The 20,564-nt window shown below is 71.0% G+C and carries 17 protein-coding genes, 1 tRNA gene and 3 pseudogenes; 11 read left to right on the plus strand and 10 right to left on the minus strand.

Features of this window, described 5'->3' with window-relative positions; all coding sequences use genetic code 11:
- The first annotated feature begins 193 nt into the window (after positions 1-193).
- From J7E97_RS31045 to J7E97_RS31065, 6 genes and pseudogenes are all read left to right on the plus strand, one after another.
- Entirely contained in the window at positions 194-439 is a 246-nt protein-coding gene (locus tag J7E97_RS31045; protein WP_215034223.1) for a hypothetical protein, read from the plus strand.
- A gap of 136 nt (positions 440-575) precedes the next feature.
- Positions 576-756, plus strand: a pseudogene (locus J7E97_RS36410) (transporter); the annotation flags it as partial.
- A gap of 570 nt (positions 757-1,326) precedes the next feature.
- Positions 1,327-2,682, plus strand: a complete 1,356-nt coding sequence (locus J7E97_RS31050; protein WP_215034225.1) for a cytochrome P450 — start codon at positions 1,327-1,329, stop codon at positions 2,680-2,682.
- Positions 2,679-3,761 (plus strand): hypothetical protein, encoded by a 1,083-nt coding sequence (locus J7E97_RS31055; RefSeq protein WP_215034227.1) that lies wholly within the window; start codon positions 2,679-2,681, stop codon positions 3,759-3,761. Before J7E97_RS31050 ends, J7E97_RS31055 begins: the two co-directional genes overlap by 4 nt.
- Before the next feature lie 364 nt (positions 3,762-4,125).
- A complete protein-coding gene (locus tag J7E97_RS31060) occupies positions 4,126-5,730 on the plus strand; it encodes a CocE/NonD family hydrolase (protein WP_215034229.1) in 1,605 nt (534 codons plus the stop codon).
- Positions 5,731-5,869: 139 nt separating this feature from the next.
- Positions 5,870-7,072, plus strand: coding sequence for a macrolide family glycosyltransferase (locus J7E97_RS31065; RefSeq protein WP_251055429.1), 1,203 nt, complete (start codon positions 5,870-5,872; stop codon positions 7,070-7,072).
- Positions 7,073-7,284: 212 nt separating this feature from the next.
- Here J7E97_RS31065 and J7E97_RS31070 read toward each other — a convergent pair whose 3' ends face one another.
- Together J7E97_RS31070 and J7E97_RS37140 are read right to left on the minus strand one after the other, a co-directional pair.
- A complete protein-coding gene (locus J7E97_RS31070) occupies positions 7,285-8,613 on the minus strand; it encodes an MFS transporter (protein ID WP_215034233.1) in 1,329 nt (442 codons plus the stop codon).
- A complete protein-coding gene (locus J7E97_RS37140; RefSeq protein WP_374224285.1) occupies positions 8,610-9,932 on the minus strand; it encodes a GDSL-type esterase/lipase family protein in 1,323 nt (440 codons plus the stop codon). Before J7E97_RS37140 ends, J7E97_RS31070 begins: the two co-directional genes overlap by 4 nt.
- A gap of 616 nt (positions 9,933-10,548) precedes the next feature.
- On the opposite strand from J7E97_RS37140, the gene J7E97_RS31080 reads away from it, so the two are divergent.
- Together J7E97_RS31080 and J7E97_RS31085 are read left to right on the plus strand one after the other, a co-directional pair.
- On the plus strand, positions 10,549-10,713 hold the full coding sequence (locus tag J7E97_RS31080; protein WP_215034237.1) for a hypothetical protein: 165 nt from the start codon (positions 10,549-10,551) through the stop codon (positions 10,711-10,713).
- A 552-nt stretch (positions 10,714-11,265) separates the two neighbouring features.
- Positions 11,266-12,075 (plus strand): annotated as a pseudogene (locus J7E97_RS31085) (collagenase); the annotation flags it as partial.
- A gap of 287 nt (positions 12,076-12,362) precedes the next feature.
- Here the strand turns inward: J7E97_RS31085 and J7E97_RS31090 are convergent.
- Positions 12,363-12,836: pseudogene (locus tag J7E97_RS31090) on the minus strand (transposase family protein); the annotation flags it as partial.
- 1 nt (position 12,837) lies between these two features.
- Between J7E97_RS31090 and J7E97_RS31095 the strand changes: the two are divergent.
- A complete protein-coding gene (locus J7E97_RS31095) occupies positions 12,838-13,431 on the plus strand; it encodes a tyrosine-type recombinase/integrase (RefSeq protein ID WP_215034239.1) in 594 nt (197 codons plus the stop codon).
- Positions 13,432-13,540: 109 nt separating this feature from the next.
- Here the strand turns inward: J7E97_RS31095 and J7E97_RS31100 are convergent.
- Positions 13,541-13,614 (minus strand) — tRNA-Pro (locus J7E97_RS31100).
- A 147-nt stretch (positions 13,615-13,761) separates the two neighbouring features.
- Between J7E97_RS31100 and J7E97_RS31105 the strand changes: the two genes are divergently transcribed.
- Both J7E97_RS31105 and J7E97_RS31110 read left to right on the plus strand, forming a co-directional pair.
- On the plus strand, positions 13,762-14,463 hold the full coding sequence (locus tag J7E97_RS31105) for a transketolase (protein WP_215034242.1): 702 nt from the start codon (positions 13,762-13,764) through the stop codon (positions 14,461-14,463).
- 30 nt (positions 14,464-14,493) lie between these two features.
- Complete coding sequence (locus J7E97_RS31110) at positions 14,494-15,393, plus strand: transketolase family protein (RefSeq protein ID WP_215034244.1); 900 nt, start codon at positions 14,494-14,496, stop codon at positions 15,391-15,393.
- On the opposite strand, the gene J7E97_RS31115 is transcribed toward J7E97_RS31110, so the two are convergent.
- The 6 genes from J7E97_RS31115 to J7E97_RS31140 form a co-directional block, all read right to left on the minus strand.
- Positions 15,380-15,787 (minus strand): MmcQ/YjbR family DNA-binding protein, encoded by a 408-nt coding sequence (locus tag J7E97_RS31115; protein ID WP_215034246.1) that lies wholly within the window; start codon positions 15,785-15,787, stop codon positions 15,380-15,382. The two genes, J7E97_RS31110 and J7E97_RS31115, sit on opposite strands and share 14 nt — an antisense overlap.
- A gap of 160 nt (positions 15,788-15,947) precedes the next feature.
- A complete protein-coding gene (locus tag J7E97_RS31120; RefSeq protein ID WP_215034248.1) occupies positions 15,948-16,547 on the minus strand; it encodes a GAF domain-containing protein in 600 nt (199 codons plus the stop codon).
- A 22-nt stretch (positions 16,548-16,569) separates the two neighbouring features.
- Positions 16,570-17,283, minus strand: a complete 714-nt coding sequence (locus tag J7E97_RS31125; RefSeq protein WP_215034250.1) for an ATP/GTP-binding protein — start codon at positions 17,281-17,283, stop codon at positions 16,570-16,572.
- Positions 17,261-17,596 (minus strand): DUF742 domain-containing protein, encoded by a 336-nt coding sequence (locus tag J7E97_RS31130; protein ID WP_215034258.1) that lies wholly within the window; start codon positions 17,594-17,596, stop codon positions 17,261-17,263. Before J7E97_RS31130 ends, J7E97_RS31125 begins: the two co-directional genes overlap by 23 nt.
- Before the next feature lie 161 nt (positions 17,597-17,757).
- Positions 17,758-18,186: a roadblock/LC7 domain-containing protein gene (locus tag J7E97_RS31135; RefSeq protein ID WP_215034252.1), complete on the minus strand. Its 429-nt coding sequence runs from the start codon at positions 18,184-18,186 to the stop codon at positions 17,758-17,760.
- A 38-nt stretch (positions 18,187-18,224) separates the two neighbouring features.
- Positions 18,225-20,132: an ATP-binding protein gene (locus tag J7E97_RS31140; protein WP_251055424.1), complete on the minus strand. Its 1,908-nt coding sequence runs from the start codon at positions 20,130-20,132 to the stop codon at positions 18,225-18,227.
- Between the last annotated feature and the right edge of the window lie 432 nt (positions 20,133-20,564).

Consider the following 20,564-nt stretch of genomic DNA (forward strand, 5'->3'; position numbering starts at 1 on the left):
GTACCGGGAGCGCGCCGTCGGCCGCCCGGTGGTGCGCACCTCTTCTCTTACCCCAGGAATCATCCCACTCGAAGTGATCGGACTGTCACACTGGGTGGGACAGGTGTTGACTCAACCCGGGGGCTGCCGTCCCGAAACGAACTCGTCTAGGTAGCGCCCCCAGGGCAGCCTGCCCGGATGGGCCGCGACCTCTTTGCCTCATCGTCACCGACAAGCAGGCCCCCCACCCCTTCCAGCGCGTACGGACCGGCGCCCCGAACGCCTCGCGGCGAAGAAGCGGCGACGCGACCTGGGCACCGCGCTCGCGCTGGACGTCGCCGACGAGAGAACCATCGTCCTCGACGCCGGGGTAATCTCCGGGCGCGGGCGCGGGCGCGGGGTCGGCTCCGGCGTCGGGCTGGCGCTGGCCCGAGAGTTCGCCGCGGCCGCCGGAGCCTGAGTCTTGGTCGCCAACCTGTTGTTGATGACCCATCATGTCGAGTGCGTCGCGATCCTTGAGCCCGCCGCGAAGGGTGTCTGACCTGCAGGTTAGGGCAGTGTGCGTTATGTGCGGACGGCTGCGTGTTGGGTAAAGGTTGCATGGAGGGGGAGGTGTCGTGCCGCGTCTGGCAGAGGTCGAGGCGGATGTGCAGGGCCTCGTCGAGGCGCACATGGAAACGATGCTGAGAGTCCATTTCCTGGCCCAGTGAGTACAGCACCGGGCCCTTGCATGGCGGGCGGATCGACTCGCTGGGTATCGACGAGAACGGCGCTCCACCCTGCTGCCGGTGCGGCGTGAGAAACGCACTGCCCGCCTACCCGGTGTTGCTACGGGCGTAAAACCGGTAGCCCCCATAGGAATCGGGCGGCAGATGGCACGAACATCAGTACATCGGAACGATGCCGCCGCAGTTCTGCCGTGCACACCGGCACTCCTGGCTCAGGTCGGCGTACGACACGGCATGCCGGACGAAACCCCTGGTTCCGTCTGCCCCGCCACGCACCCGGGCTGGCCACGGCTCCACCCGCAACCCGCCCGACCCTGACCGGAACCGCTCCGACGCCCGCACCTCCCCCAGCACCGCCAACGGCGCGGCCCCGGTGGCCGGCACACTCCGCCTGTCCACCCGCCCCGGCACCATCGAGGTGGCCGTCGGCGACGCCCGCGCCACCGCCGTGCCCCGCCGGACGACCGGCGGAAGGGACGTAACTGGCTGACCCGGCCCCGGGACTTCGCCTACGGGGATGGCATGCAGGTCTGCGGACGGTTACGGAGGGTGGCGTGATGGATGCGGCTGGTTGTATTCTCCGTGCGAAGATCATCAGCGATCACTATGGGGGAATGTCATGCAGCAGACAGCCAGCAGGTCTCCGGGCGCGTTACCGCTGATCGGGCACGCGGGGCGGCTGGCGGTGGATCCGCTGGGATTTTTGGAGAAGCAGCGAGCCTTCGACCCGGTCGTCGCGCTGCGCTTGGCGGGGCGGGAATGTTTCCTGATGAACAGCGCCCAGGCGGCGGTGGAGGTGCTGGTCGCCCAGCAGGATCGTTTCGACAAGGGTGGCCCGTTCATGGAAGCCGCCCGTCAGCTGGTCGGCAACGGTGTCATCACCTGCGCCGCCGAGGAGCATGCGGTCCAGCGGCCGGTGATGAAGCCGGCGTTCCACCGCAGCAGGGTCGCCGAGTACGCGGAGGTGATGCGCGAGTGCGTGGTGGAGGCGACGTCTTCGTGGCGGGCGGGCCAAGTCATCGATGTGGGGGCGGTGATGTACCGGATGGCCGCGCTGGTGGTCTCCCGGACCCTGGTGTCCGCGCCGGCCGGACGGCAGGCCGCGCAGGCGATGGCTGAGGCGCTGCCGCAGCTTCTGTCCGGCTTGCTGCGCCGGATGCTGGTCCCGGCCGGATGGGTGCATCGCGTTCCTGTCCCGGCGAACCGGCGCTTCGATCAGGCCCGTGCCCGCCTGGACGACGCCATCGGCGAGGTCATCGCCCACTACCGGCATCACCAGGAGACGGACCGGCAGGACCTGCTGTCGCAGATCATGGCGGGCGATGAGGACTCGGGGCGCCGCCCCGATGACGCCGAAGTGCGCGACCAGGTCATGTCGGTGCTGGCCGCGGGGGTGGAGACCACCGCCTCGCTGCTGGCCTGGACCTTCCAGCTTCTGGCCCGCCACCCCGGGGCCGAGGCCAGGCTGTGGGAAGAACTCGACGGTGCGCTCGATCAGGGCCCGGTCACCTTCGACGACCTGTCCGCACTCGCCTACACCAAGCGGCTGCTGACCGAGGTCTTGCGCCTGTATCCGCCGACATGGCTGCTCAGCCGCACTGTCGTCACGGCCACCGAGGTCTGCGGATACCGCCTCCCGAAGGGGGCCGACATCCTTATCAGCCCCTACGCCCTGCAGCGAAACCCCGAAGTCTTCCCCGACCCCGGCCGCCTGGAGCCGGACCGGTGGCTGCCCGAGCGCCTCACCCCCGGCCAGCGGCAGTCCTTCCTCGCCTTCGGCGCCGGACGCCGCCGCTGCATGGGCGAGTTCTTCGGCATGACCGAAACCACCCTGGCCCTGGCCACCATCGCGCGGAACTGGCAGCTACGCCCCACTGCGCCGGAACCCCTCAAGCCGCTGCCTCGGTTCCTACTCGTCCCCGCCGAACAGCCGCTGCGGTTGCACCGGCGCACGCCGCAGGGAAACCACGCGTGAGCACCCTTCCTGCCCCCGGCACCGGACCCGACGACTCCACCGCCCTGGACCACTACCCCAGCTTCCGGCTGCCGTCCTTCCCCCGCTTCCAGCCCGCCCTACGCCGCTCCGGCGTCGAAGGCCTCGAAACCTCCTGCCGCGCCTGGCTGGAGGACAACCTGCGCCCCGCCCGCGACGACGAGCAAGCCTTCGAGGAATTCCTCGACCACCGCACCACCTTGTGGAACCTGCTGGCCTATGCCACCACCGACACCGAACGCACGAAGACGATCTGCCACTGGATCGACGTGCTGTTCAGCATCGACGACCTCTTCGTCCACGCCCCCGACCCCCACCTTGAACGCCTGGGCCTGCACGAGCTCGACAGCGCCCTCGGCAACAGCCTTCACCCCGGCCTCGGCCCTTACCCCCGCATGCTGGCGTCGTTGAACGAACACCTGCGCGCCGGCATGTCACCGTCCTTGTGGCAGCGGTTCGCCCGCGACATGAAAGGTTTCTTCGCCGCCTGCCGCACCGAACGCCACTGGCAGCGGGCCGGCACCGCTGTGGAGCTGGCCGCCTACGAAAAGTCCCGGATCAAGAGCGTGGGCGAATGCTGCTTCCCGCTCCTGGAGTACGGCCTGCACATCGACCTCACCGACCACATCGCCCGCACCCCCGAAATCGGCCGACTCAACCACCTGGTGGCCCGCCACTGGATCGGCGTCAACGACATCTTCTCCTACCGCAAAGAGCTCTACAGCGGCGACACCATCAACGAGATCACCCTCGCCCTCGCCGACAACGGCGGCGACCTTCAGGCCGCCGTCGACCGCGTCGCCACCACCGTCCGGCAGACTGAAGACGACTTCTGTGCCCTCAGCTCCCGCCTGCTGGCCGCGCCGGCCGGCCAGGACCCCGCACTGAGGCGGTACGTGGAAGCCCTGCGCTGGATGATCGCGGGCAACCTTGAATGGTCCTACATCACCCCCCGCTACAACGGCCGCGGCCACACCTGGGCCGGTCACACCACCGCCACCACCGTCCTCACACCCCACCGCACCCTCTACCGGCCCGAACCCGCCAACGAAACCCCCTGACGCACCCACCCCCCGGTGGTGCGGCCCGGCGTCCCGCACTCAATGGCAGTCGCCCTCTGCAGCCCGCCCCGCCCCGAGAGTCAACGGACGACGCTGCCCGCGGCTGAGAAGCGTTTCAGTCGCTGTTCATCCCGGTCGCCGCCGGGTGGGATGCGGCACTGCGCCTAGCTCCTCAAACTCCTTACCGAGACACGCAGCTTTCCTCACGGGTCCTTCGCGCCCCAGCATCCGCGACCCGGCCGAGGAGAGGCTGCGGAAGGTGGCGGTCATTGCAGGCGTAACGGACCGGGGCCGGCTTCGTTGGGCACATCATGATCGATAGGACGTCCAGGCCGGACTTCGCAGCCGGCCCTGCGGCCGTACGGTGAGCGGACTGCGCGAGTCACGTGGATGGCGGTTCACCGCATCGGTCGCACTGCTGGTTTCGGTACTGGCGGCCCACGGCCCGGTCGGCCACGCGTCGGACCAGGCCATCCCCGCAGCGGGCAGCGCCACTCGGGACGACGAACCAGCCTCGGTCTCCACCACCTCGGTCGTGATGAGGGACGGCACGCGGATCGCAGCCGACGTGTACGTTCCGGCGGCCCCCGGCCCGCATCCGCTCGTCGTGATGCCTGGCGCATGGTGGGCGATGCCGCAGGACGCTTTGCTCGACGACAAGAGGCAGCTGGCGGAAGCCGGTTACGTGGTCGTCTCCTACGACCCGCGGGGACTGCGCCGCTCCGGTGGAATGGTCGACATGGCGGGTCCCTTGGACGTGGCGGACGTCTCCGACGTCATCACGTGGGCGCTGGAGCACACTCCGGCTGACGAGCGCAGGATCGGGTTGTACTCCTCCTCCTACGGCGCGGCGGTGGGCCTGAACGCTGCCGCGCACGATGCCCGCGTCACGGCGGTGGTCGCCTTGTGCCCGTGGACCGACCTGTTCGACTCGTTCGTGCATAACGGCACCTATGCCGGAACTATCGCGACCTTCCAGGAGATCATCGGTGCGCTCAACGGGCGTATGAGCGCTGAAACGCGCCAGGCTTTCGCAAGTATGCGCAGCGGCAGGGACACGACCGGTCTGCAGGCCTGGGCCCTCGAACGCTCGCCGCGTGCCTTCACGGCCGCGCTCAACGCACGCCGAACGCCGGTGTTCATGGCCGGGGAGTGGAACGACCCGCTGGTGCCGGCCGGGCAGACCGGACGGCTGCTGGACCAGCTCACGGGCCCGAAGCAGCTGTGGATGAGCCCGGGCGGTCACGGGGATTCGAGCTCCCGCGAAGCCTCCGTACTGAAGCCGCAGGCTGCCATCCGCAGCCACGCGACACAGTGGCTCGACCGGTTTCTCCTCGGCCGCCCCAACGGTGCGGACCGTCTTCCGCCGCTCAGGGTGCGACCGCGTAACGCCCAGGGACTGGAGACCTATCCGGGCTGGGCCGCGATGGAACGGTCGCCCCTGGCCGTGCGGTTGCGGGCGAAGTCGGGTGAGCGTGCCCAGCGCCTGCTCGCGGGCCTGGACTCACCCGCCGATTCCGGCCTGTTCCCGGTCGCGGGCTTGGCTGACTCTCTCGGGCTGCCGCCCACCACCGCTCTTCCCCTGCTCGCCCCGCCTCTGGCGGCCGTATGGCGCAGCGCTCCGCTGGCCTCCCGATGGTCCCTGCGCGGATCCCCCCGCATGCACACCCGTGTGACCTCCACCGCCGAGCGGGGCACCTTCGTGGCCTACCTGTACGACGTGGACGCGCTGGGCATTGCCCGGCTGGTCAGCCATGCCCCGTACACCTTCACGGACGTGGCGCCGGGGACGCCGGTCGAGGTCGACGTACAGATGCCCGCTTCTGCGTGGGACATGGCCCGCGGGCACCGTCTTGCCCTCGTCGTCGACAACGGCGACCACCGCTACACCAGCGTCAACCCCATCGGGTCCTCACTGGCGTTCTCCGCGGCCGACACGTACGTGAGCGTTCCCGTCCTCACCGGATGACGAGGTCGGTCGCCGGTGTCGTCGGCCTCACGCGGAGGTGGAAGCACGCGTGCGGCGTGTCCGCGGGCCCGGACCGGCGTTGAGGTAGCGGCAAGTTCCTTTTGAGCGGCGCAAGTGCCGCACGGTGGAGTCTGAGGTGATGGTCATGCAGGATGTTCTGACCGACGGTCAAGGGCGTGCGCGCCACGTAGCCGTTTTCAACGTGCCGATGCACGGCCATGTGATCCCTACCCTCGCGGTCGTACGGGAGCTGGTGAGTCGCGGTCACAGGGTGAGTTACGCGGTGACCGCGGAATTCGCTGGCGATGTCCGCGCGGCGGGCGCGGTTCCTGTGCTCTATGACGTGCCTGCGGCGGGTGAGGCACCAGAGGACATGGCGGAGGGCGTGACCCTCGCGGTCGGCGTGAACGTGGCGGCACTGCCGCAGCTGGAGCAGGCGTTCGGCCCCGAGGTGCCGGACGTGGTGCTGTCCGATGTGTACGCGTGGGCGGGGCCGCTGCTGGCTGCTCGCTGGGGCGTACCGGCCATCCAGTTGGCTCCGACCCACATCCCGTACGAGGGACTGGTCCAGGAGTTCTTCGGGTTCGACGACATCGCGCAGATTCCCGGCTTTCCCGAGCTGGCCGGAGCGCTGGCGCAGTTCGGTGTACCGGGCGGGGTCCATGCCCTGACTCTGGCGCCGCCGCGGACGATCGCGTTCTTCCCCCGGTCCTTCCAGCGGCGGCCGGAGACGGTACGGGCTGGGGAGGCCCACTGGGTGGGCCCGGCCATCTCCGACCGGTCCTTTCAGGGGCGCTGGCAGAAGCCGGGCAACGGCAAGCCGGTGCTGTACGTGTCGTTGGGCTCGCAGTTCAACAGGCGCCCGGACTTCTACCGGTCCTGCCTGGAGGCGTTCGACGGCCTGGGGTGGCACGTCGTGATGAGTGTGGGTGCCGAGGTAGCGGCGGCCGGGCTCGGCCTGGTGGGGGACGGGTTCGAGGTGCATGCGAGCGTGCCCCAGCTCGACGTCCTGGCCTGTGCGTCGGTGTTCGTCACGCACGGCGGCATGGGCAGCCTCATGGAGGCATTCTCGCTGGGCGTGCCCGTCCTGGTGGTGCCGCAGATGGCGGAACAGCGGGTCAACGCCACTCAGGTCGAGCAGCTGGGTGTGGGATGGTACCTGCCGCGGGAGCGGGTCACGGCGCAGGTTTTGCGCGAGGCGGTGCTAGCGGTCGCGGGCGATGAGCGGATCGCTCGCGGCGTGGGGGGGCTGCAGCGGGAGATCAGCGAGGCCGGGGGCGCTGCCGCCGCGGCGGATGTGGTCGAGAAGGTCCTGGCGGACACCCCGGTGGTGACGGGCTGAGCGTCCCGCCCCGGTGGGCCTTGGGCTGAGGCTCCGCCCGGGCGGTGGGACGGCTCCGCCCGCAGGGATCGGCCGCTGCGCTGCCGCCTGCGTCGCGGACGCTGCGGCGGACTTTCAGCAGCCGGCCGATGGTTCGGTGCAGCCGTGGACGGGGCCGTGGTCAGACAGTGAGCCGGCGTGAGCGTCACCGGCACCGGCGGAAGCCGGACACCTCACAGCACTGCCGGCTGTGGTGTCACGGCCGCGTCCACGGCGCTGGGCGGCGTTCTCTCGGCCACACGGATGCGGGCGGGTCCGGTCGCAGCCGCTGCGAGGAGCCCAAGCCCGGCGACCGCCACACCGCCCCACAGGACCGCTGTCAGGCCGTGCGTGAACGCGGCCGGGCCTGCCGTGGAACCGTTGTGCGTGAACAGCACGGTGGAGGCGCCGACCCCGGCGAGCGCGCCGATCTCCCGGACGGAGCTGTTGAACCCCGACGCATCGGACACACGGAGGTCGGACGCGTTCGCCAAGAGGGCTTCGGGCGCCGCGGTGAAGAAGAGGGCCATCCCCATGCCGCCGGCCAACAGGCCTGGAAGCTGCGCCACGTAACCCGACTGAGGAGTGAGGAAGAGCGCGAACCACCCCGAGCTCACCGTGGTCAACACGAAGGCGGCTACAAGAACAGGACGCGCCCCGGTGCGGCCCATCACAAGCCCAGCCAGGGGAGCGACCAAGAGCGGCATCGCTGTCCATGGAAGGATCCGCAGACCCGCTTCCCACGGGCTGTGGCCTTGGACGGTCTGGGGGAACTGGGCCAGCCAGAACACCGTCCCGAAAACGCCGGCATGCATGAGGAACCCGCAGAAGTGCACCGCGTGGAGACCACGGCAGAGGCGTGAACGCTGCCGGAACCGGCGTGTCTTGATCTGCCACCCGGCGGACGGCCCGATTTTCGTCGGCGCGGTGGCCGCGGCAGCGGTCGCCGTCGATGGCTCCCGCAGGAAGGACCGCGCTGCGGCGACCAGGAGGATGCCGAGAGGCACGTTGATCCAGAAGACGTACTGCCAGCCGCCCCATTGGACGACAGCTCCGCCCACCACGGGGCCGACCGCAACGGCCAGTCCGCCGAGGGCTCCCCAAACCCCCAGGAGTACCGGCCGCCGGTGTACGGGCACGGCGGCGGCTACGAGCGTCAGACTCAGCGGTGCAATCGCCGCGGCACCCGTTCCCTGGACCATGCGAGCCATCGTCAGCAAGGCCGCGGTGGCCGAGCACGCGGCCGTCGCCGACCCAGCGGTGAAAACGACCAGGGCGGCTGTGAACACGCGCCTTTGTCCGAACCTCGCGGCGAGCCTGGTGACCAGTGGCGGCAGGACAGCGACTGGCACGAGGTAGGCGTTGACGAACCAGCCCGCAGCCGCCGCGTCGACACCCCGGCCCAGGTCCGAGCGGATCGCGGGCAGCGCGGTGAGCAGCACCAGATGGTCCAGCCCGCAGAGAAAGACGGCCAGTCCCGTCACCACGCATGCCGGCCAGGCGGTGTACCGCCTGGCGGTCATACCGGCCCTCGCCTGTCTCCCGCCCGGTCGGGGGCGCTGCCGGACCGCAGTCCGCCGGCGAGGGCCCTGGTTCGGGGGCGGACCAGCGCCGGCCGAGACGCCTCAGCCGGCACGCCCACCGCTTGTGGACTGCCCTTCCCGGCCCCCTCAACGGGCATCCCGCCAGGCCCCGCGACGGCCCTCCGCCGCAACCACGCTTCACCGGCCCGGGCCACGGCGGAGTCACTCAGCCGGAAATAGACTCGGTAACCCTCCGCCGAAGGATGGAAACCGTCGGGGCAGTAGAGCCGCTCAGGGCTCCGCCGGAACGCGTCAGTCCGCAGTGAGAAAACCCGGCCGCCTGCCGCCAGCACGGCAGCCGACTGCAGCCGCGCCAGTCGGCGCGAGCGGACGGAGGCCACCGCCGCCGCGGCGGAGCGCAGGGCCGGAGCCGCACCGATGTCCGCGCACGAACCCACCACTACCTCCCACCCCGCACCACGGAGCTCACGCACGTAGCGGCCCAAGCGGACTGCGGACGGACGCACAGGGGCTGGGAGCATCACGTCGTTCCCACCGATGAGAATGAAGGCCACGCCCGCTGTGGACCTACCGATGACCGACCGAACCTGACGCCCCAGCCCAGCTGTCGTCGCACCCGCCCGGGCCAGCACTTCCAGCTCCACTGGGCACTCCAGCCGCGAGGCCAGCGTCCCGGCCAGATAGGCGCCAACGGTGTCACGCCGCTCAACCACACCTACCGTCACTGCCGACGAGTCCCCCAGCAGCACCAGCGGCAAAACCTTTCCGCCACCGGCACCGGCACCGTAACGGCCAGAAGGCGAGACCACCCCCCGCCCATCCCACAGCCGCTGACGAAGCAACACAGCCGCATACCGCTTCACCAACGTCCGCAGCAGTCGCCGACGCACTCTCCTCCACGTCCACATCGACCCGTCACAACGCACCACAAGCTCCCAACACGGCAACGACAGCAAGTCCTGAGATCGCCTGCGGCACCGCCCGGGCAAAGCCATGTCTCCGCTAGGCACAAGGGCTTCAGCTCGGTCGGCAGGCCACGTATACGACAACCATCCATAGAAACGATCAAGAGCCGGTAGGGACACGTCCCCGGACCGGACGTCGCGGCGCCGGGCAGGGCTCGACCGCAGATCCGGCAGGGGGGAGCGGTGGGCTGCCGGTGGCTTCGCCGCAGCCGATGCGGTCGATGGAGAGCCCCGGTGCAGGCCGAGTCGGGCACCGGTGGTGGCCCTGCCGGCCAGCATCGACGCTTGCGCGCCCCAAGGCCGGTTTGCGAATCCGGCGGGCCCCGTCGCCATGGACCGTACTCAGCCGGCAGCGACGACCCCCAGCCCAGGCCGAACCGCAGAACATCCTCTACGGCCACCTCCACTTCCACGCGCAGCCGCTACCAAGACGAGCTTGGACGGTGTCCCGTCCCGTGGAGGGGTGTAACGGATCTTGGATCAGAAGTTCGCTCCGCGCCGTCGCGTACATCGACTGAGGGTGAATGCTCCCTGAAACGAGGCAGGCCACCTTGCAAATGTCCTTGGTGAACGGGCAGTTCAATCCAAGGAGCGCACGGTGACCTTGTCCCAGCATGACCTACTTCGCCTGCCCGAGTCACTACGTTCGGCAGACGGTCTTACGTTCCGCCGCGCCCGGTGGGCGGCGCGGGCCGGTGTGCCCGTCACGCGGCGATTCGGGCGCTGTGGTCTGGCGTGAGGCCCCGCGTCATCCCCCCAACGCGGGGCCTCACTCGCTTCTACGATCAGGTGGGGCCACATCGTCGGCTCGTGCCTCTGCGGGCAGGGTCACGGCCTTCAGCGGGAGAGTCCGCACGCAGCCGCGTGAGGTGCACCAGTACCTGGGGGCTAGCCGTGCCCAGGAGGGCGTCGTCGCTGTTGCCGGGGTTGTTCAGGGTGCCTCGTCGCTGTGTCCGCATACCCAGGCCAGGGCGTCGTGCACGCCAAGATTGTAGTCCCGCTGGCCGGGCTGTCCGGTGGGGTCCTCCATCTGGACCACGGCCGCATCCACCTCGGCGGTGAGTGCCGGAAGGCCGGGGACACCTTCCGAGTCTCCTGCTCCGGTGACTGGTGAGCGGTCCGCGCGACCCAGCGCCCACCGGTAGGCCGCTGACGAGCAAACCGATGTCTCGGATGGACCCTCAGCCAGCCGCCGCCCAGGGAGTTGTTCTCCGTGTGCGAATCCGGCGGTCTCGGCCGATGGTTGCCCAGCGGCTGCTGGCCGTCGGCAATGACCCCGATGCCCGGATTTTCTCCAACCGCCTGGCCGTCCCGTGAGGGCTACGACAGCGGCGACCCGCCGCTCCGCTGCTTGCCACTGCCGTTCCCCCTGGCCGGGATAGCGGGCCAGCCGTCAGGCGACGTGCGCTGCCCGGAGCAGCAGACGAACTTGATGCGCCCCTGCCAAAATCATTGAAAAGCCATATGACATGTGCCATTTTACAGCGCAGCCCGTCGTCGACGGGACCTCAACTCCCATCCCCAGGAGTGAACTTTGCGCGCCATGGCCGTCGCCACCGCCCTGCTCATAGCCACCATCGCAGCCTCCCCCGCCCAGGCCTCCCAGACCTCCCAGGCCGATCCCAAGCCGGACCACGTCTTCGCTGACCCGGGCCAGCGCCCGGCCCACGGCAATGCCAATGCCGCTCCCGGCGAGACCGGGACCACCGCCGGCAGACTGGAGTCGCGCATCCTGCCGATCGTCCACATCTGCAGCCCGACGCTGCGGATCCGCGCCCAGGAGATGACCGCCGCCCAGCTGACGGCGACCTGCACGAGCCTGGCCAACCAGGACGCCTACTTCCACGGCGTGGTCAAGGACTCCGGGCCGGTCGCGAACGACTACAACACAACCCTGGAGGTCGACGTCTTCAACTCCAGCGCCGACTACAAGGCCTACGCGAGGAAGATCTACGGCATCGACACCAACAACGGCGGCATGTACCTGGAGGGAGACCCCTCCAAGACGGGCAACCAGCCGCGGTTCATATGCTACGAGCGCACCGATGCGAGCCCCGGCTGGCAGATATGGAACCTCAACCACGAGTACACCCACTACCTCGACGGCCGCTTCAACCTGTACGGCGACTTCAACGCCAGCCAGACCACCCCCACCGTGTGGTGGGGCGAGGGCATCGCGGAGTACATCTCCTACTCCTACCGCGGCGTCACCTACGCCAGCGCGGTCGCCGAGGCCGGCAAGCACACGTACTCCCTGCAGACGCTGTTCGACACCACCTACGCCAACAGCGACGTCAGCCGCACCTACAACTGGGGCTACCTTGCCGCCCGCTACATGGTCGAGAAGCACCCGGCCGACGTCAGCACCGTCCTCGGCTACTACCGCGCAGGAGACTGGACCGCCGCCCGTTCCTTCCTCACCTCGCTGGACTATGAGAGCGACTGGAACGCCTGGCTGACAGCCGTGGCAGCGGGCGCCTGAGCCGTACGCCTGTTACGGCCGGACTCCCCCGAACAAGCATCAACAGCCCCTGAAAGGACGAAGGTTCCGTTCGATCTTTCGATCGGACGGGATCTCGTCACCATTCGTGAGCTAACACAGCAACTCAAAGGGCAGGCTCCAGAAACTCCGCCGTGAGGGTACCGCCCCGGTTGCCGCCACCCTGGAGCAGGCCCGCTGCGGGGAGGTTCAGCACCATCGCTCGGTGGGTCCATGCCGCCCGACGTGGTTTCACGCGTCGAAGCAGTCGCTACTGAGCGCTTTCAGCGTTGCCTCTCCAGGGTGAGGACTGCCTTGGCGATTGACGTCATGCGGTTGGGGCCGATGCGGGATCTTCGGAAGATTCGCCGGGATTTCAGCAGGGCCATGCCGCGTTCAACGGGTGCTCGGGCCGTGGCGAGTGCCCGGTTGAGCGTCCGGTGTGTGGGAGAGAGTTGTCCGCCGGGGGGTCGTCTGCGTCCGGTGGTGACCCAGGGACCGGCGCCCGTGTAGGCACGGTCGGCCAGGACGGGGACGCCCTGGCGTTCGCAGATCCGGATGATGCGGTGTGTGCGGGCCGCGGTCAGGTCGTGGCACCAGCCCGGCGAGGCTGGGGAGATCCACAGCACCTGGCCGGCTGGATCGGTCACGACCTGCACGTTCACGCCGTGGCGGCGGTGCTTGTGGGAGTAGTCGGCGCGGCTGTCGCCGACGCGGTCGCACTCGGCGAGCGTCCCGTCGAGCAGAACGTACTGCGGGGTGCTCTCACCCAGGACCTTCGTCACCTTCGCCGCATCCACAGCAGCCAGCATCGGCGAGGTATCCGGAGTCCGCGTCAAGGACATCGACACCGACACCGACACCGACAACTGGATCTGGACCGTACGACGGCAGACCACCCCCGCCCAAGGCGGGCTCGTCGACAAGGCCACCAAGGGAAAGCGCGCCCGCAAGGTACCCCTCATCGAAGAAGTACGGCCGATGGTCGCCCAGCGGCTGCCGGCCGTCGGCAATGACCCCGATGCCCGGATCTTCTTCGGACCGCGTGGCGGTCGCATCTCCACCGCCGTCCTGCGCGACGCCACTCACTGGGACGACGTCGTCACGGAACTCGGCTTCGAACACCTACGACGACACGACCTGCGCCACACCGGACTGACCCGGTTCGCCGACGCCGGCGTGCCGCTCCACGTCCTGCGCAAGATCGCCGGACACGGCTCGCTGACCACCACTCAGCGCTACCTGCACCCCGACGCCGGCCAGATCACCGCAGCCGGTGCCGCGCTGTCTGCGCACCTCATGGTGCCCCGTGCACCTCGTTCCCTGCCAGTCACGGCCATCACCGCGATCTGACCCGCACTGACCGTCCTGGTCCCCAACTGGTCCCCAACTGGTCCCCGAAAACGATCAAGGGGCCGTTTTGGATTGCTCCAAAACGGCCCCTGACCTCGACTCTTACGAGTCGGGACGACAGGATTTGAACCTGCGACCCCTTGACCCCCAGTCAAGTGCGCTACCAAGCTGCGCCACGTCCCGATGCCCGCTGACCTGGGGTTTCCCCTGGTTGAACGTGCAGGAGAACAATACCGCACTTCGCGAGGTGGTCGCGCGCACCCCGCGCGCCGGGGTCGTCGGTGGGGCGGGGCTTGACCTCAAGTGCGCTTGGGGTTGAAGGATCGGGCCATGACACAGGCAACCGCGGACACCGGGTTCCGTTACGAGGACCTCTCGCCGCTCATCACGCTCATGACCGGAGCCGAGAAGCACGGTCCGGCCGCCTCCTCCACGCTGGACGCGCTGTGGGTGCTCTACGACCGGGTGCTGCGCGTGGGGCCCGGCACCGCCGAGGACGCCGGGCGCGACCGGTTCCTCCTGTCCAAGGGGCACGGGCCGATGGCCTACTACGCCGTCCTCGCCGCCAAAGGGTTCATCCCCGTCGACTGGCTGAGCGGTTTCGGCTCGTACGACTCCCCCCTCGGGCACCATCCCGACCGCACCCTCATCCCCGGCGTGGAGATCGGCAGCGGCTCCCTCGGGCACGGTCTGCCGCTCGCCGTCGGGAGCGCGCTCGGGCTGCGGGCGCAGGGGCTGACCGACCCGGCGGTGTGGGTGCTGATCGGTGACGCCGAGTTGGACGAGGGCAGCAACCACGAGGCGATCGCGTACGCCGGGCCGGCCGGGCTGGAGCGACTGCACACGATCGTGATCGACAACGACTCCTCGACCCACGGCTGGCCCGGCGGCATCGCCGCCCGTTTCGAGGCGGCCGGATGGTCGGCGCTCACCGTGGACGGCCGGGACCATGCCGCACTGCACGCCGCCTACACCGCACCGCACCCGGGCCGGCCGCACGCCGTCGTCGCCCGCGTCGAGAAGAAGCAGTAGCGAAATCCGCACCAGGAAGCAGGGGGAGACATGGACACCATGCGCGAACGGTTCATCTCAGTCACATCCGACGCACTCGACGAAGATCCCCGGCTGGCCCTCGTGCTCGCCGAGATCACCGTGGACGGCTTCCGCCCCGCCCAGGGCCGCCACCCGGACCGGGTGATCAACGTCGGCATCCGCGAGCAGTTGCTCGTCGGCGTCGGCGGCGGGCTGGCGCTCACGGGGCTGCGGCCCGTCGTGCACACCTTCGCCAGTTTCCTGGTGGAGCGCCCCTTCGAGCAGATCAAGCTCGACTTCGGGCACCACGGCACGGGCGGGGTCCTGGTCAGCGCGAACGGCAGTTACGACTGGCCGGCCGGCGGCTTCACCCACATGGCCCCGGGTGACGTGGCCCTGCTGGACACCCTGGACGGCTGGACCGTGCACGTCCCGGGCCATCCCGACGAGGCCGAGGCGCTGCTGCGCCACGCCTACGCCGCCGGGGACGACAAGGTGTACGTCCGGCTCTCCGCGCAGTCGAACGCCGAGGCCCGTCCCGTCACCGGCCTGGGCTTCCAGACCGTACGGGAGGGACGCGCGGGCGTCGTGGTCGCCGTCGGCCCGCTGCTCGACAACGTCCTCGCCGCGACCGAGGGCATGGACGTGAGCGTCCTGTACGCGCCGACCGTGCGGCCCTTCGACGACGCGGCGCTCCTGGCGGCCGCCGGGCGCGCCACGGCGGACGTGGTCCTGGTGGAGCCGTACCTCGCGGGCACCTCCACGGCGGCCGCCAACGACGCCCTGGCGCAGCTCCCGCACCGGGTGCTCGGCCTGGGCGTCGGCCGCGCCGAGCTGCGCCGCTACGGCACGCTCGACGAGCACACGGCCGCGCACGGACTGGATCCGGCTTCACTGCGCGCTCGCCTCGCCGCGTTCACCCCGGCCTGAGCTCCTGCCCGCCTCCCGCCGCGCCCCCGCCCAGCTCCGGGTGGGCCGCGGCGAGGCGTTTGGGGGCCGCCTGGAGCCAGGAGTCGGTCAGGATCGAGCGCAGCTCCCGCGCGTCCTCGACGGCCGCGAGCCGGACCCGGAGCCAGGCGTAGTTGTCGTCGTGGCCCGGCCGTATGAAGAACTTCTCCGGTTCCGCCTCGATCAGCCCGGCCCGGTCCTCCTTGGGGCACTTCACCCCGATCGAGGTGTCGTCATCGGCCAGCGCGGCGAAGATCTTCCCGCTCTTCCCGCTCTTGCCGCCCACCCGGAAGGTCGGCATGCCCCAGGCGAGCTTCTCGCTGCTGTCCGGAAGCGACAGCGCGATCGTCCGGACGTCCTCCGCCGTCGTGGCCATCCCCGCGGCTCCTCTCCAGCCCTCTCCCCCGGCGCCCGCCGGCCCCCGGTGGTCCCTCGTCTCCGACCGTAGCCCCGGGCACTGACAAGCGCGCCCGCTCCCGAGCAGCGAGGTCCCGCGGCTTCGCCAACCCCTCACCCCTCACCCCTCACCCACACCCTCACCCGCACCGGTCCGCCGTCCGGTCCGCCGCCCGCAGTTCGTCCCCGCGCCGCGCCTCCCGCCGGTCCTCGCGTTCGTGCACCAGCTCCACCAGCTCGGCCGCCAGCGCCTTCACCGTCGCCAGCCCCGCCAGACCCCACCGCCTCGGCACCACGTCCACCGCGCACACCGTCCCCAGGACGATCCCGCGCCGGTCGGTCAGCGGCGCGCCCGCGTAGGAGCGCACCCCGCTCTCGTCCACGACGGCGTTGCCCGCGAAGCGCGCGAAGTCCCGTACGTCCTCCAGCACCAGGGCGCGCCGCCGCACCACGACGTGCGGGCAGTAGCCGTGGTCCCTGGCGAGCACCCGTGCCGGGTACCCGCTCGCCGGGGCGTCGGCGGCGTGGTGCAGCCCGGCGAAGAACTGCCGTTCCTCGTTGATGAAGTTGATTCCGGCGTACGGCGCGGCCAGCGCGTCCGCGACCTTGCGCGCGAAGGCGTCCAGCTCACCGTCCGCCCGCTCCCCCAGGCCCAGTTCACGCAGCCGGGCGACGCGCGCGGGTGCCTCCCGGTCCACCGGCGTGAGCAGCAGGTGCCCGGTCGACTCGTAGTAGGTCATGGTGTCTCCCCCGAATCCCGTATCACTCCGAATACTTCGCATGGTTCGTGTCGTGCGTGTGGTTCGTGTCGTGCGTGTGGCTCGCATCGTCCGTGTCGTTCGCATGGTTCGCGCGGTTCGATCGCTGCGCCTGTTGCGCGTACGGGGCCCGCGAAGGTCCGGCCGCCGACAGCAGGTGGTGGACGAGGGCGGCCAGTGTCCCCGTGCCGGAGCCCGGCAGCCGCGCGTCGCACCGTACGACGGGCACCTCCGGCCCGAGCCCGACCGCCTCCCGCACCTCGTCGGCGGCGTAGCGGTGCCCGCCGTCGAACTCGTTGACGGCGACGATGAATCCGATCCCGCGCCGTTCGAAGAAGTCCACGGCGGGAAAGCAGTCGGCGAGGCGGCGCGTGTCGGCGAGCACCACCGCCCCCAGCGCGCCCGCGCACAGCTCCTCCCACAGGAACCAGAAGCGCTGCTGGCCGGGCGTGCCGAAGAGGTAGAGCACGTGCCGCTCGTCCAGGGTGATCCGCCCGAAGTCCAGCGCCACGGTCGTGGTCGTCTTCGCCTCGACCCCGTCCAGCGGGTCGGCGGTCTCGCTCAGTCCGCTCAGCACCTCCTCGGTGCTCAGCGGCTCGATCTCGCTCACCGCGCCCACGAAGGTGGTCTTGCCCGCCCCGAACCCGCCCGCGACCAGGATCTTCAAGGTCACGGGAAGGCCCTGGACGGGTGGCTCACAACCTTTTGCGCAGGCCATCGAGCACCGCCCGGAGCAGGGACTGGTCGTCGGCGGCGATGGAGCCGCCCGGGAAGCGCGGCGCCCTCACGGTCACGGCCCCGTGTTCCATCAGGTCCGACAGGAGCACCTTCACCACCACCGCGGGCAGCCGCAGGTGTCCCGCCACCTCGGCGACCGTGACGGCCGCCGCGCCCGCGCACAGCCGGAGCGCGAGCGTGTGTTCGGGGCCGAGCGGTGCGCGCGGGCGTACGCCGGTCGCCGTGACCAGTGACAGCAGATCCAGGGCGACGGCCGGCCGGGTCCGCCCGCCGCTCGCCGTGTAGGGGCGCATGACCCGGCCCGCGGAGTCGTCCACCCACGGGGTATCGCGCGGCGCGCCCGGGGGCCCCAAAACCCCGAAGGTCGCCGTCGCACCCCTCGCTCGGGCACTCCTCGCCCCGGCGTTCCTCGTCCCGACCCCCGTCGCCCCGACCCCCGTCGCCCCGGTCGCCATCACTCCGTGCCGGCGGCGGGCCGCCTCGGCGGAGCCGCCAGGTACGGACGCACGCTCTTCACCAGCATCGCCATCTCGTAGCCGAGCACGCCCGCGTCGGCCTCCCGTTCCGCCAGTACGGCCAGACAGGTGCCGGACCCCGCGGCCGACACGAAGACCAGGGCGGAGTCGAGCTCGACCACCACCTGCCGGACCTCGGCGCCGTCCGCGAACCGCGATCCGGCGCTGCGGCCCAGCGAGTACAGCCCGGAGGCCAGCGCCGCCAAGTGGTCGGCGCTGTCGGCGTCGAGCCCGTGCACGCACGTGACGAGCCCGTCGGCGGTCAGCAGCACCGCGCTGCGCGTGTACGGCACCCGCTGGACCAGGCCGCTGAGCAGCCAGTCGAGATCCGAGAGCCGACTGGTCGTGGTCGCCACTTCGCCGCCCATGGGGGTGCGCTCCTTCGCTGTCGGGTGAGAGGCCGGGGTCACGTCTGGTGCTCCGACTGGGCGAGGCCGAAGCCCCGTTGGAAGGCCGCCATCAGGCCGGGATCGTGCACGGGCTGCTCCGCGCCGGTGTCGTGGGCCACCCGGGGTACGGGGGCCTCGCGCAGCTCGGGTGCGAGATGGTGCTGGGCCCTCCGCCGGGGCAGCGGCGGCCGCTCCCCACCGGCCCGGGCAGCCGGCACGGGCAGCCGCACGGGCAGCGGCACGGGGGGCGGCGGTGCGGGAGCCGGCGCGGGGGCCGGCCGGGGCACCGCCAGCGGCGGCACGGAAGCCACCGCGGGCGCCTGAACCGGTAGTTGGACCGGCACCTGGGCCGACACCTGAGCCGGCGCTTGGGCCGGCACTTGGCCGGGCACCGTGGCCGGCCCCGGGACGGGCGCGGGCACCACCGACATCGGAGGCTGCTGCCGCTGCCGTGGCCGCTCCACCGGCTCCTCCACCGATCGCTCCACCGACCGCTCCACCGGCGCCACGCCTTCGGCCGGTTCCCCGGCCCCCCACCCCGTACGGGTCCCCGCCCCCGGCACGTCGACGGCCCACGCCGGTGCGGCCGAAGGCGCGCCGGAAGGCTCCGTCCGGGGCAGGCTCACGCGTACCGGCTCCAGCGACGGGGCCCCCGTCTCCTCCCCGGTCCCCCACGAGGTGGCCCGGGAGCCGCCCAGGGCATCGGCCGCGCTCGGGGCCTGCGCCCCCAGCAGCTCCTGGGGCAGGACGAGGACGGCGAGGACGCCGCCGTAGATGTTGGACTTGAGCTCGACGGCGATCCCGTGCCGCCGGGCCAGCGCGGAGACGACGAACAGACCGATCCGCCCGTCCGCCAGCAGGTGCCGGACGCTGATCTGGTCGGGGTCGCCCAGCAGGGCGTTCATCCTGTGCGCTTCCTCGGGCGGCATCCCGAGGCCCCGGTCCTCCACTTCGACCGCGATCCCCGCGGTGACCCGCTCCGCGCGCAGCACGACATCGGTGTCCGGAGCGGAGAACACCGTGGCGTTCTCGACGAGTTCGGCGAGCAGGTGCACGACGTCGGCGACGGCGTGCCCGCGGACCGTGCCGCCCGCCGGCGGCACGACCTTGACCCGGGTGTACTGCTCCACCTCCGCGACCGCGGAGCGCAGGACCTCGCTGAGGTCGATGGGCCGGGTCCACTGCCGGCGCGAGGCGGCGCCTCCGAGCACGGCGAGGTTCTCGGCATGGCGGCGGATCCGGGTGGCGAGGTGGTCGACGTGGAAGAGCTCCCTGAGCAGATCCGGGTCCTCGACCGTGTCCTCCAGGTCGTCCAGCAGCGAGATCTCGCGGTGGACGAGGGACTGGAGGCGGCGGGCGAGGTTGACGAAGACCTCGACCTTGCGGTCGCTGTCGGACGGGGTGACCGGGCCGCCCAGCCGGATCAGGGTCGCGTGCGCCTGTTCGCGGGCTCCGCGCAGTTCTTGGGAGAGCAGCCAGAACTCGTCCACTCCCGCCGTGTCGCCGCCGGACGCCGACCCACCGGGGCCGCCGGGGCCGCCGCGCACCGGACGGGCCGGGAGCTCCCCGCACTCCAGCCGCTCGGCGACCGTACGCAGCTCCTGGCGCCCGCGGACGCTGGAGCGGCGCAGCGCCTCGCAGCGGTCGCGGACGGTGTTGGCGGCCCGCTGGGCCCCGAGCAGGGCGGCCGCGAGCGCGCCGACGACGAGCAGGGCACAGCCGGTGAGCACCGGCCAGAGCCTGGCGTCGCGGGCACCCGCGCCGCCGCCGAGCTGGAGCGTGAAGATGACGGCTGCGGCTCCGCTGAGCCCGGCGGCGAGCGTGGGCAGCACGGCGGAGCGGATCAGCTGGGGGCGTATCTGCCGGCCGGGACCGGGGACGGCGTGTCTCGACGGGGAGTGGCGGGCGGCGCGGAGTCCGGACATCTTCGTCCTCGGTCAGTGGGGCCCGGCCCCGGGCGTCCCGGGATCCGGTGTTGATCACCGGATACCCACGCTAGACCGCACGCTCCCGCCCCCGGCGGCCAGTTGGGGAACTTGCCCCGGGTGCTTCCCGCTCCCGATGGAGCGCTCGCACGACAGCCCGAATGCGCCGGTGGCGCGTACGCCCGTACACCCGGGGGCGCGCGCCACCCGTCCGGACCGCCCCACGCGCCCCACCCGGCCCGGCCGGCCGCCCGGGGCAATACGGCTGGGCCGCCCGGCCACCGGGGCAATACAGCTGGGGCCGCCCGGCCGCTACGAGCCCACCGCCTCCGGCTCCTCCCGGGACACGGCAGGCCGCTCGGCCACGGGCGGGACGGCCGGAGCCAGCGCCACGGGCGCCGGCGCGGCCGCCACGAACGGCCGCCACCACGG

Origin of the sequence: Streptomyces sp. ISL-66 (assembly GCF_018614135.1) — a bacterium.
GTDB lineage: Bacteria > Actinomycetota > Actinomycetes > Streptomycetales > Streptomycetaceae > Streptomyces.